The 12,815-nt window shown below is 59.1% G+C and carries 10 protein-coding genes; 3 read left to right on the top strand and 7 right to left on the bottom strand.

Annotated features, from left to right (window positions below; genetic code table 11):
- Positions 1 to 64: 64 nt before the first annotated feature.
- On the top strand, positions 65 to 1,501 hold the full coding sequence (locus tag CAI21_RS19095; protein WP_116303760.1) for a histidine phosphatase family protein: 1,437 nt from the start codon (positions 65 to 67) through the stop codon (positions 1,499 to 1,501).
- A gap of 120 nt (positions 1,502 to 1,621) precedes the next feature.
- Here CAI21_RS19095 and CAI21_RS19090 read toward each other — a convergent pair whose 3' ends face one another.
- From CAI21_RS19090 to CAI21_RS19060, 7 genes are all read right to left on the bottom strand, one after another.
- Positions 1,622 to 2,467: an NAD(P)H-binding protein gene (locus CAI21_RS19090; protein ID WP_116303759.1), complete on the bottom strand. Its 846-nt coding sequence runs from the start codon at positions 2,465 to 2,467 to the stop codon at positions 1,622 to 1,624.
- Positions 2,468 to 2,548: 81 nt separating this feature from the next.
- Positions 2,549 to 3,352, bottom strand: coding sequence for an AraC family transcriptional regulator (locus CAI21_RS19085; protein ID WP_116303758.1), 804 nt, complete (start codon positions 3,350 to 3,352; stop codon positions 2,549 to 2,551).
- Between the two features lie 43 nt (positions 3,353 to 3,395).
- A complete protein-coding gene (locus CAI21_RS19080; protein WP_116303757.1) occupies positions 3,396 to 4,145 on the bottom strand; it encodes an SDR family NAD(P)-dependent oxidoreductase in 750 nt (249 codons plus the stop codon).
- A gap of 295 nt (positions 4,146 to 4,440) precedes the next feature.
- On the bottom strand, positions 4,441 to 5,415 hold the full coding sequence (locus CAI21_RS19075) for a hypothetical protein (protein WP_116303756.1): 975 nt from the start codon (positions 5,413 to 5,415) through the stop codon (positions 4,441 to 4,443).
- A gap of 115 nt (positions 5,416 to 5,530) precedes the next feature.
- Positions 5,531 to 7,063 (bottom strand): sigma-54-dependent transcriptional regulator, encoded by a 1,533-nt coding sequence (locus tag CAI21_RS19070; RefSeq protein WP_116303755.1) that lies wholly within the window; start codon positions 7,061 to 7,063, stop codon positions 5,531 to 5,533.
- Entirely contained in the window at positions 7,060 to 8,727 is a 1,668-nt protein-coding gene (locus tag CAI21_RS19065; protein ID WP_116303754.1) for an ATP-binding protein, read from the bottom strand. Before CAI21_RS19065 ends, CAI21_RS19070 begins: the two co-directional genes overlap by 4 nt.
- Before the next feature lie 41 nt (positions 8,728 to 8,768).
- The gene (locus CAI21_RS19060; protein ID WP_116303753.1) at positions 8,769 to 9,920 is read right to left on the bottom strand and encodes an iron-containing alcohol dehydrogenase; all 1,152 of its coding nucleotides are present in this window, start codon (positions 9,918 to 9,920) and stop codon (positions 8,769 to 8,771) included.
- A 295-nt stretch (positions 9,921 to 10,215) separates the two neighbouring features.
- Here CAI21_RS19060 and CAI21_RS19055 point away from each other — a divergent pair, with 295 nt between their 5' ends.
- Together CAI21_RS19055 and CAI21_RS19050 are read left to right on the top strand one after the other, a co-directional pair.
- Positions 10,216 to 11,403, top strand: coding sequence for an iron-containing alcohol dehydrogenase (locus CAI21_RS19055; protein ID WP_258868229.1), 1,188 nt, complete (start codon positions 10,216 to 10,218; stop codon positions 11,401 to 11,403).
- Positions 11,404 to 11,925: 522 nt separating this feature from the next.
- The gene (locus tag CAI21_RS19050; protein WP_181919538.1) at positions 11,926 to 12,579 is read left to right on the top strand and encodes a lysoplasmalogenase; all 654 of its coding nucleotides are present in this window, start codon (positions 11,926 to 11,928) and stop codon (positions 12,577 to 12,579) included.
- The last annotated feature ends 236 nt before the right edge of the window (positions 12,580 to 12,815 follow it).

The following is a 12,815-nucleotide window of genomic DNA, read 5'->3' as shown; positions in this document are numbered from 1 at the left end:
CCTATTTCCTTAAACCTCCCGCAGCCGCTTTGAGGCTGCGGGACTCGCTCCATCCGAGGAATCCATGCGGCTGATACAAATCGCTCTTGTTTTTCTGACGCTCACGCTGGCAGTAGCGCCCGTTAGCGCCGAGGTTCGCCTTGATACTTCGCTCCTACAGCAAACCGGTTTGGTGCTCTATTTGCGACACGCCCACACCGAACGCGATCAAAACGACCGAGGCATCAGCTTACTTAATATCGTCGACGAGCTACCCGAACCCGCCACGATGAGGGAGTGCAGCCGGCAACGCAATCTATCGGAGCGAGGCAGGAAACAAGCCGAGGAAATAGGGCAACTACTCCACGCCTTGCAATTTGCGGTCGGCACGGTCTACACCAGTAGCTTCTGCCGCAACCGGGAAACCGCTGAGCTCGCCTTCCCCGAACACCGCGCTATAGAGCGGGATAGCGCCCTCTTCAATCAGCCGGCAATAGGCGGGCATCAGCTCAGCGAACGTGTCACTCAAGAACTTCGCACCCTGCTATCGACACCGCCAACACGAGGCAACCGCCTACTTATCGGGCATAACGTCAATCTACAGTACGCCACCGACTTGCGCATATTGGAAGGCGAAATGGCCTTATTTAAGCCGAACGCCGGCGGTTACGAACTCCTCGCGGTCTTCGGCAAAGCGGACCTGCGAGCCTTATCGGCCCCGTTAATGCCCGAGTCCGGGGGCTGGCAAGAGCCGGACGCCATCGAGCAGGTGGCGCGCATCTATGAGCACATGCAAGCGGTCGAAGGCGAGTTCGCGGGTGCCTGGCAAGCGGCGGCAAACAACGAGGCAAGGAACCGAGTGCGGGACCAAGGCCGTCTAGCCTTGGAACAACGCATCCGCGACGACAGCCAAGTACGCCTTTCGCTCAAGGATTATTATCAGTTCCTGGCTAACTACGCCGGCGACACCGAGGTACACCGGCAGCTCGCGGAACTTACCGATACCCGACCGCCCACACCGTTGACCATTGCGGATGACGCCAAGCAATTGCTATTCGAGAAACGTTGGATTCATGGCAATAAGACGGTTCATGCGGAGGGCCGCTTTCCACACCCGACCATCCACGAAATCCTGGTCAGCAGCGACGACGGCGACAACGAACTCTGGGGCAACGTCGTGGAAGTGACGGGATTACTCGATTTCAGTTTCATTAAGCGTGCCCAACAGCGCGGCTACGACCACGGCTTCTATCTAATGAGCGCCCATCGCGCCGAGCACGGCCTGTTTGGGGAAGTACTATGCACCCGGGACGACGTACAAGATCTGGAACTGGACCTTCCTCAGCCGAACCTCGAAACAGCCTCCGAGGAAGAGATAGATCGATATATTCTCGCGCTGATCCGAGCCTCGGATAACGGCTTCCGCGACTACACTCAGCGCAATATATTAGGCGCTACCACCCTACAAGGTAGGCTGCTCAATACCGTGGTACTTGAGCACTGCCGCGTTTTCATAAAATAAACCTACACCGGCGAACGCGCGCCTGCCCTGGCCAAAGGCAACAGGGCCATTGTGGCCGGCGGGCCGCGCCTAGCCAGAAACCGGCAAATCGAAAGGGCTCGTCGGCCACCGGCGCTATCGCTATGCCATACGCAAGTAATCATCCAGGCTTACCAGCGGTCTTCCAAGCAAAGATTCCAATGTGCCGTCGACTAGGGCAAATTCGCCAGCCCGAACCGCTTCCGCCATGCTCACGAGGAAGTCAATCACGGCATCCGGAATCCACCGCTCGGCAATCATAGCTCGGTAGGCATTGGAATCCATGTCGGCAAAAACGACGCCTCTGTTGCTCGACATGGCGGCCGCGACTTCCGCAAACCCAACGGCCTGCGAGCCGGTGATCTCAAGCACGCGGCGGCCACTTATGGGCTGGAGCAAGCATATTGCCATCGCCTCGGCGATGTCCTGCCTGGATACGAAGCTGACCTTGCCATCGCCCGCCGGATACTGAAGAACACCCGTACGATCAGCATCTCCGGCCAGCTCCGGTATCAGCTCAAGATAAAGGCTATTTCTGAAGAAGGTGTACTCGAGACCGGACTTTATAATCGCCGCCTCGGTATGCGCGGCTTGGCATGTTCCCATGAAACGGGCATCCGGGCGGGCAAGCAGCGAGCTTGTATAAAGGATACGACGGACACCGTTCGAAACGGCCGCCTCCACCACCGCCTGCTCTTGCAGCATGCCCTCCTCGCCGGGCGCCGTTGCCGAAATCTGCAGCAGCGTTTTGACCGACGGCAATGCCTTGGCGAGCGAGGCCTTATCGTCATAATCGGCTACGCGGACGTGTATCCCGCTCTCTGCCAGCGCTCCGAGCCGGCCGGGATCGCGTACGATGGCAACGACGCTCTCCGGAGGTACACGCCGTAGAAGGTGGTGGATAGTCGCCTTGCCAAGCTTTCCGCTTGCGCCCGTTATGCCAATCATAGCCGCCTCTCCTGTTCGACGCCTTAGTTGCCGGTCAAGCTAACAGGCGGCTACGATGAGCAATAGAACAAAAACGACAAGCTAAAGCAGCTTCGGGTAGTTTTGTATCACTTCTCGGCAACGCACAGCGTATTCGGCCGGCGTGAGACCGCAGAACCGCTTGAAGTCCCGGATGAAGTGAGATTGGTCCGAATAGGAAAGATCGAATGCGATGTCGGAAAGCAGGGTGTACGAGCCATTGCGAAGCCTATCCAAGGCCGCTTGGAACCTGACGATCCGAGCAAAGTGCTTCGGCGTTAACCCAACCTGATGTATGAACCTGCGAACCAGTTGCCGCTCGGAAACATGAAAGCGCCGGTACTCCAAGGAGAGGGCTAACCGGCCGCGCTCTGCAAGAATCTGCGATACCAACGCCATCAGCTCGGCTCTCACCCCGCCAAAGCACAAACGGCGACTTAAGTAGCTCGAGACGATCTCCATGCGCTTGTTAAAGTTCGGTGCACAGCGTACTTGTTCCGCTATGCCGGGTTGAACAAGCTTTAGGTCGATCTGGCGGTCGGTCAATTCCGCTGCGGGTGCTGCGAGAAGAGCAGGCAGAGCAAGCGGCGATAAGCAAACGCCGAAGGTGTTTATGCGGCCCTGCGAGTAGTTGTTTAGAGAGCGTGTAGATTGACCATAGATGAAAGCGTCCGGCAAGCGGGTTCCGTCGGCGTCGCGATGGATCGCTCCCCGATCCGAGCAATCGATTATGATTCCGGGGCGGCCATCCGGAATAATACGAAACGCAACGGCCGGGGTTTCCTGCTCCGTGTTCTCTTGATACATCCAGAAGGAGTGGACAAAGCCCTTTAAGTGTTGGGGCGGCGCTGCCACCTGGTAGTCCATAAACGCCTCTGATTTGTCTTGGCCGATGCGTGCAACGAATGGGTTACTGTGCCGTATAGCCGCCGTCGATAGAATGAACGCTCCCGGTAATGAAGGCCGCTCGATCGCTTAATAGATAGGCGACCAAATCAGCAACTTCTTGTCGTGTGGCAAGCCGCTGCATGGGATGTACGCTAGCCATCCAGTCCGTGACCTCTTTACCCGCATCCATTATCCGCGGGGTAGCGACATAACCTGGGGCGACGGCGCATACGCGGACATTCGACGCAGCCAACTCTAGGGCCGCCGAGCGAGTCAAGCCGATGACCCCATGCTTAGCCGCGGTGTATGCCGCCATGCCCGGTAAGCCGACTAGACCGTTGGCAGATGAGATATTCACGATCGCGCCAGCGCCGTTAGCAAGCATGGCAGGTATCTCATACTTCATGGAAAAGAAGATACCGGTTAGGTCCGTCTCGATGACCTCGCGCCATATCTCTGCTGCCACGTCCTGGACCGGCACGCCGGCCGGGCCAGTGACACCGGCATTGTTCACCGCCAAATCGAGCTTTCCGAATCGCTTAACGGTTTGCGTCACTGCGGCTTCCAGGGCTACGGGATCACGCACGTCGGCCTCAAGAGCCAATGTCCGCTCGCCCTTCGGGTCAATTCTTCTGCCAACCGATTCCACCTGCTCAAGGCGACGACTAACCAGTGCAACCGCCGCCCCGCCCGCGCAGAGCCTTTCCGCAATTGCCTCTCCGTTGCCAGTGCCGGCACCCGTTACCAAAGCGACTTTATCTCTGAACTCCATACCGTCCCCTTCGAGGCTGACAATTTACGCAGAGTATAAAGATGGTGCTGACCCAATCATGTCAGTAGCAGACAAGCGTCGTCAGCGCTTGAGCCAAGCGATAGGAGTGCCGGACCCGCATCGAGCCCGTGCAAAAACCGTCCAGAGCGGAAAACCGGTTCTAGCAACGGAGGAGCTAACCCGGCAAAGCGAAAGGCGATCGGCCGCTCGCGCGCGCCCGTCATTCCATACTCGGCGCACACGCTGCGTGCGGCGGCGGTTTCTTGCAGCCGCCGCCTTACCTTATTATGTTTCTTTATGAACTATTCTTTAGCGAGGCATAATAGGCTCGTCTGGCCTCGGCCCGCATCTCGGCTGCCGACTCATGTTTGACTTCCATCATTGCTTCGGCATCATTCATAAAACTAAGCTCGCCGGCAAACTCTATTAAGTGCTGGCCGGGCCGATAGCCTTGCGCTTCATTGTAGGCAACAAAATCCGGCCACCACAGCGCGTGTTTGGGTTGATCCACCCGCGCGTACTCAGCGGCCGACAGGTAGCGCTGTGCAACTGCCAACATGCCATAGCCAAACAAAGGCATAAGCTTTCCAATGCCACGCTGGTAGCTGCCTTTCGCTTGCCGGTGGGTCGCCACCGCTTTCTGTAGCCCTTCTGAAAAAGCTGCACCATCGTCTTTTAGCACGCTGAGCAGCGTACTGACGGTGGCACGGTCATTATTAGTTCGCTTGTTCCCTAAAAAGCGTTCCGCCGAATCAATTGCACGGTCGCGTAACTCAGGGTTACGTAGCGCAAGTATGCAGTCCGTCGCGATATGGCAAACGACTCGCCCGTCGCTTAGGGGCAAAGACCGTGGCAGCATGAAGTCGATGTAAGTATCGTCGTTTCCCGCGTACCCGATTAATACTTTCCAGGCGAATCCGCCATGGTCATAACCCGTATCCCAATAAACAACCTGATTATATCGGTTATAAGAATAAATGGTATCGAGCAAGATTTTCGGATCGTTCTTAATCAGTGCATAAATGTAACCAAAACATAAAAAACCGCGAGCTTGAAAGTGAACGAAAAAATCACGCGCCTGCATTGGAGGGCGCCCTCGCCTACCCTCTTCCTCTGCATAAAACGCTCTCAATCTATGATACTCGAGCAACAAGGAGCTTTTGCATTGCTCGGGCGTCGTGTAACCGATATCGCATAACTCTTTCACCACGAGTTCGCGGTCGGCTTTTGCCAGTTTAATGGGTAATTTTGCGGGCAACTCCACGAGCACAATTCACTCCTTTTTTGATATATAACGAGACTGTAGAAAACCCACTTCCAAGTCGTCTTCGCCGCCTTGCTTCAACTTTTGTTATTCCCGGCCAGCGGCCGATCAGGTCTCGCGATTAACGAGATGCGCGTAGCTTCATTTTATTGATTTTCCGGTGCAGCGTGTTGCGCGCGATGCCCAGCGCCTTAGCGGCCTGGGTGATGTTCCAGTGATGCGCCTCCAGGGCATGGCGGATATTATCGGCCTCGCGCTCCTTCAGGCTCGCCTGCGCGGGCGGCACGGCGTTCTTGCTCCGCAGGGTTTCGAGCAGGCGGGTCTCAAACCCACGCAGGGCGTGCAGCAGTTGATTAAGCTCGCCGACGCTCATTTCCTCCAGCGCCCCTTCCTGCGCGTAGCGTGTCCAGACATCGCACGCGGAGGCATCCGACCCGCTGCCGGCCGTGGCCTCACTTAGCGTTTCGCCGCTCGCACCCGATGGCGCCAGCGGCCGCTGCCCCAGGTGCTCTGGCAGAATGGTGGTATCCGGGCAAAGGACCGCCGCCCGGCGAATAACGTTCGCCAACTCGCGGATGTTACCGGGCCATGAGCTGCCCTGCAGAACCCGCAGGGCAGCTTCGGAGAAGCGCAGCTCGGGGTTGTACTGGCGCAGGAAATGTTCCCCCAGCTGCGGGATGTCTTCCGTGCGCGAACTCAGCGGAGGAATTTCCAGGCGAACGACGTTGAGCCGGTAGTAGAGATCCTCGCGAAAGCTTTTCTCTTTGACGGCTTCTTCAAGGTCCACGTTGGTAGCGGCGATCACCCGCACGTCAGTGCGCACCGACCGCTCGCCCCCGACCCGGATAAACTCGCCGGTTTCCAGCGCGCGTAATAGCTTGACCTGTATCTGCGGGCTGGCATCGCCTATCTCGTCCAGAAACAGGGTGCCGCCATCGGCCAATTCGAAGATGCCCCGACGTGCCTGTCCGGCGCCGGTGAAGGCGCCTTTTTCGTGGCCGAACAGCTCGCTTTCCATCAGTGTTTCCGGCAAGGCGCCGCAGTTCACCGAAATAAAGGGTTGCCCGCTGCGATTGGAGGCGGCGTGTACAAAGCGGGCTAGCACTTCCTTGCCGGTCCCGGTCTGGCCCTGGATCAGTACGTTGATCTTCTTATCGGCGACCTTGTAGGCGAGAGAGGCCAACCGCCGCATGACCGGCGCGCCGCCGACCTGAAAGCCCACCGAGCGCGCCACCTCGGCCCATTCCTCCTCGGCGCCGGGCGCCTGACCCTGGCGTTGCGTCTGGCGGACGGCCTTGGCAACCAGTGCTTCGATCTCGCCAATGTCGTCGAAGGGCTTCTCCAGGTACTCATAGGCGCCCAGCCGGACCGCCTGGACGGCGGTACGCACCGTGCTATAACCCGTCATGAGGATCACTTCGCAATCGGGTTGGCGGGCCTTGATCAGGCGCAGCAGGGTGATGCCGTCGGTATCGGGCAGCTTCAGATCGACTAGGGCAGCGCTGAAAGCGCCGCGTTCCAGGGCTTCCTCGGCCTCGATCTGGTTGAGCGCCGTTGTCACGTCGTAACCGTTGCGCGACAGCAGGCGGCGAAAGAAGGTGCATACTTCCGGTTCGTCGTCGACGACCAGTACTTGCTGCGCTGCATTGCTCATGGGCGGCTGTCCTCGTCTCGCCGCGGTGCTACCTCGGCGGTCAGCGGCAGGATCAGGGAAAAGCGGCTACCTCGCCCCAGCCGGCTTTCCACTTCCAAGGTGCCGCCGTGGGACTCAGCGATACCAAGGCTGACCGACAGGCCCAACCCGGTTCCCTTCGCGGCCTCCTTGCTGGTGTAGAACGGGGCGAAAATCTTCGTCAGCTCTTCGCTGGCAATGCCGCAGCCGTTGTCCAGCACGCTGAGCACCACGCTACTTGCAGCGCCCTCGCCTCGCAAGACTGTGCTGACCTCAATACACTTCTCCTCACGCGTGACCGAGGCCAACGCGTCGCGGGCGTTCACCAGCAGATTGGTCAGAACCTGCTGGATCTGGGAGCCGTTGGCAGTAACCGTCGGCAACCCGGGCTGCAAACGCTCGACGATGCGGATCTGGCTGCGGTTGATCTGATAGCGGATCAGGCTCAGAACTCGCGCCACTTCGGCGTTGAGATCTATCGCCACCGCCGGTTGTCGGTCCTGGCGGGAAAAGGTGAGCAGATTCTGGACGATTTCCTTGCAGCGCCGGCTACAGTTGACGATATCCTCCAGCGGCTCGGCCTCTTCCGGCGCGAGCTCCCGAGCCAGAAGCTGAGCCGTTCCTAGGATCACCGTCATGGGGCTGTTCAGCTCGTGGGCTACCCCGGCGGCCATCTCGCCCAGGGCCGCCAGTTTGGCCGACTGCACCAGTTGCGCTTGTAGCTTAGTCCTCTCGGTTACGTCTTTCATGAGGATGGTGGCCGCGTTCAACTGCCCCTCCCGGTCGAGCACCGGGTAGTAATACAGGTCCAGCAGACGCCCGGAGTCGGTTTGCCAACGCCTGCACAGCGGTTGACCATGACGCTTGAGCGCCTGCAGCGGGCAGTCGCCGCCGCCGTGCAGCCGGGCAAAGCAACGCTCCGCCAGCGCCTCGCGCCAAACATCGCTAAGTTCCACCGGCAACCGGTCGTTATGCTGCAAGACGTGATAATCGGTGTCGATCAGGAAGATCGGATCGGTTACCGCCTTGAACGTCGCCTCCCACTGCTTCTGAGCACGGGATACCTGCTCGTAGAGACGCGCGTTCTGCATGCTGATGGCCAACTGGTCGGCCAGGTGCTGCACGAAGTTGAGCTCGGCGGGGGTATAGGCCCCTGCTTGCCGGCTGCCCAGCAGGAGCAGGCCGGTTAGGTTGCCCCGCTCGGACAAAGGGGCGACTGCCAGCGAGCGCAGCAGGCAGGAACTATCCGGAGCATGTGGGGTGGCGAACGCGGGATCGCGGCACGGATCGCAGGTGGTGGCCTTGCCGGCGGTCAGCACGGACCAGAGCAGGGAGTCGCTGGCAATCCGGTAGCTGACGGGAAAGTCCTTGGGCGCCACCGACGTCAGGGTCAGGGTTTCGCCACTCAGATTCGCCAGACCAAGAAAGTCGCAGGGAAGAGCGGCGGGCAAGCGTCTGAAGGCACGCTCCACGATGTCCTCGAAAGACATATCGATATTGAGGTCGCGGGTCAGCTGCTGCAGAATCTCCAGCCGGCTGTTCTGCTTGAGCACCTCCTGGTTGCGCTGCTTCAGCTCGACGTAATAGTTGAGTTTGGAGGAATCGACGCCTGTCAGCTGCTCCAGCAATTTTTCTTTGCTATTCACCCTTATTTCCCAGTCAACGGTATTCGCCCGCTCGGTGGACCCTACATAGCTTGCCGGAACAGATCCTCGATTTCAGCCAGCGTGGCGTCGCGCGGGTTGGTCACCAGGCAGGCGTCTTTCATTGCATTGCGGCTCAAAAGCGGAATATCCGTACTCCGCAGGCCCAGCTCCGCCAGCCCCAAGTCCAGGCCGATGTCTGCGATCAGTCGCCGGGTTGCTGCAATGGCCAACAGGGCAGCCTCCTCGGCACTCAGACCGGACACCTCCTCGCCCAGCGCAGCGGCGACCTCCCGGAAGCGCTGCGGGCAGGCAGCCATGTTAAACGCCATCACGTGAGGCAGGATCGAGGCGTTGGTTTCCCCATGATGCTGATCGAGGAGCAGGCCGTCTACCTGGTGCGTCATAGCGTGGGTGGCACCGAGAATTGCATTCGAGAACGCAAGCCCGGCGCTCATGCTCGCCATGGCCATATGAGTGTTGGCCTCCATGTCGCTGCGGTTGACGACCACCCGTCGCAGATTCTGCGCGCATAGGCGGATCGCCTGCAGCGCATGGATGTCGGTCAGCGGGGTCGCTGCCAGAGAAACGTAGGACTCGATACCGTGCGTCAGCACGTCAATGCCGGTAGCGGCGGCAAGCTGGGGATCCTTGGTCTGCAACAACTCTGGATCGACGATGGCGATATCGGGCACCAAGGACCTGGAAATGATGGACATCTTCAGCTTACGTCGCGTGTCGACAACGACGGTAAACTGACTCACTTCAGAACCGGCCCCCGCCGTCGTCGGTGCAATAACCATAGGCGGCAGCGGACGAGTGATCTTGTTGATCCCCTCGTAGTCCGTAAGCCTGCCGCCGTTGCTGGCAAGGATGGCGACGGCCTTGGCAACGTCCGTGGGGCTGCCGCCGCCAACGGCCACCAGAGCATCGCACCCGGAAGCTAGGTAGCGTTCAACCCCCTCCGTGACCTCGATGTCCTTGGGATTGGTAGTAATAGCCGAGAAGGTTTCGGTCGCCAGGCCAGCGGCGTTCAAGTAATGCAAGGCCCGATCAACCCAGCCGGCGGCGATCACACCAGGGTCGCTGACCAGAAAGACACGGGATGCACCTAGCCGCGCCGCACTTTCGCCAATCTGGCTCAGAGAGCCTCGGCCGAAGATGATTTCCGGCGAAACAAACTTGCTGATGTTCATATTGCCTCCGTGATCCTAGCAAGTTATCCGATCTTATCGACGCATGCCATGCCGTTCGTCATGTGAGCCAGTTCGTTACAGGCGGGGTGTGCCAAAATGGTGCTATTCGAGCCAGAACGTTGCAGCCGCTGCCGGCACCGATACGGCCGGAGTCGGGCTTTGGCCGTGGCGAACACAATGCAATCATGGGTCTGCGAGCATTTCGCAGGTTGGCCATGGCAGCTGGCATCGTTTTTGCCCTATCCCCCTTACCAAGGCTTGGCCGTGCGCGGGCCGCCAAGGCGACAAAACTAGAATGATCAATGAGGAGAACGAACTCATGGCATTAGCAGATCAAACCTTTGGTTTTTACATTCCCACCGTTTCCCTAATGGGCCTGGGTTCATCGAAGGAGGCGGGCGAGCAGGTCAAGCAGCTCGGCGCCCGGAAGGCGCTGCTGGTAACCGACAAGGGGATTGCCGCTAGCGGCATGGCCGAACGGATTAAACAACAGGTGGAAGAGGCAGACGTCGAAGTGGTGATATTCGACGGCGCCGAGCCCAACCCTACCGACAAGAACGTACATGACGGCTTGACGGTCTATCGGGACAATTCCTGTGACTCCATTATCTCCCTGGGCGGCGGTAGCGCCCACGACTGTGCCAAGGGGATCGGGATGGTGGCGACCAACGAATGCCACATCCGCGACCTGGAAGGGGTCAACCAATCCAGCCGCCCCATGCCGCCGTTCATCGCCATCAACACCACCGCCGGCACCGCCAGCGAGATGACCCGATTCTGCATCATCACCAACACCGACACCAAAGTGAAAATGGCTATCGTCGACTGGCGCTGCACTCCCAACATCGCCATCAACGACCCGCTACTGATGGTGGGCAAGCCGGCCGCACTGACCGCCGCAACCGGCATGGATGCCCTGACGCACGCCATTGAGGCTTATGTCTCCACCATCGCCACGCCGATCACCGACGCCTGCGCACTCAAGGCCATAGAGCTGATCGCGCAATGGCTGCGCCCGGCTGTCGCCAACGGCAACAACCTGGAAGCGCGGGACAAGATGGCCTACGCCGAATACCTCGCCGGCATGGCCTTTAATAACGCCAGCCTGGGCTATGTGCATGCCATGGCACACCAGTTAGGCGGCTTCTACAACCTGCCCCATGGCGTCTGCAACGCGATCCTGCTCCCCGTCGTGTGCGAGTTCAACACCATCGCCAACCCCAAGCGGTATGCCGATATTGCTGTGGCCATGGGTGCTAATATCGAGGGCTTGAACGATGTGGACGCGGCGGCAAAAGGCGTGCAAACCATCCGCCAACTGTCCCGAGATATCGGCATCCCTGCCGGTCTCACGGAGCTGGACGTGAAGGAGGTCGACTTACCCGTTATGGCCGAGAACGCCATGAAAGACGCCTGTATGCTGACCAACCCGCGCATCGCGACCCTGAATAACGTAATCGACATGTTCAAGGCAGCGATGTAAGGCCCCTGCGCTAGCGGGCTGCCAAAACCCCATCCTCCGGCAGCCCGCTAGGCAGCACAAAATTTCGCCAGAAACCGCACCACCGAGGCCGGGCCGGTAAGCGGTACGGAGAAAACGCGCAAAATCTCGCCGCGTGTCGACTAGCGGGATACCCCCGTCGGCCTCGCTCCCTCGCGAACAGCACTCTAATCGCTACCAACAGCAACTATCCGGCAATCCTACACTGACAGTTAGTTTCGAGGGCCGCAGGAACGGTGCCATCCACCTGAGTACGGGAGGCTAACCCAGCATCATCAGCTCGGCACAATTGGTGGTGTTACCGAGCCCTCGTCAAAGCTGCTTCTAGGGTACCGAAACCACTCCAAAGCAAAAGATCAACCAACAAATCTGCGTTTACCACCAGGGACACAGGAGGTTGATAGTATCCGGAATTATTGGACCACTGGGCTATAGTACTGCAAACGGCTAATTGGATAGCCCATTGTTCAGAGGCTTTTCGGCGACCGGGCATGGAGAGTAGCGGTGGAAGAAATTTCGTTAGCACCCGTGTGGCTGACCCTGCTAGCGGTTGCCTTTCTGTTGGTTGGCGATCGTACTGGCAGACGCGGATGGGAATGGATTTCCAAGCCCGTTGCCGCTGCTGGATTTCTTTGGGCAGCATGGAGTTGGGGAGCGCTGGAGAGCGATTACGGCCAGTGGGTACTGGTCGGCTTGGCCTTGAGTGCAACGGGCGATGTGTTGCTAATTCCCAAGGGCAAGAGCCGGTGGTTTCTAGCCGGCATTAGCGCATTCCTGCTAGGACACGTCGCTTACGTAATCGCGTTTTCGACTTTGCCTTTGGCCCTGCCGGCCGGTTTGATCGCTGCGGCGATCATGGCCGCGGTTGCCTGGGGCATACTGCATTGGCTGCTGCCCTCGGTCGAGGGCCGGCTCAGAATCCCCGTCATGGCTTACATTGCCGTGATCTCGGCAATGGTGGTCATGGCCGTCGCGGCGGTGGCCGGCGGGGCGCATTGGGCGTTGGCGGTCGGCGCTTTGGGATTCGCCGCATCGGATCTAGCGGTAGCCAGAAATCGCTTCCTGGCGCCGGGTTTCGTCAACCGTTTGTGGGGTTTGCCATTGTACTTTGCGTCGCAGCTTCTGATTGCTTATACCGTTTCTACCACGGTGTCGTGAATGTCAGGGCGAGAGCCGAATCCGAGTCAGTATGACTGAGCCAACCCCGCCCCTGGAGTAGACGGTAGCAGCTCCAGGGTGTTTTTCATTTCACGCACTTCCTCACCAGGTGGCCGGCCAAAGAATCGCTTGAGTTCGCGACGGAATTGCGACGGCTTTCGTAACTCACACGGGCAGCAGAGGCAATCACCCCATCCCGAATCATGAAAGCCCGGCGGAAACCGCGCCACCCTTAG

The sequence above is a fragment of the Alkalilimnicola ehrlichii genome (assembly GCF_003399765.1).
Taxonomy (GTDB): Bacteria; Pseudomonadota; Gammaproteobacteria; order Nitrococcales; family AK92; genus AK92.
Note: the sequence above shows the minus strand (reverse complement) of the source record. Positions and strands in the feature narration are given on the sequence as shown.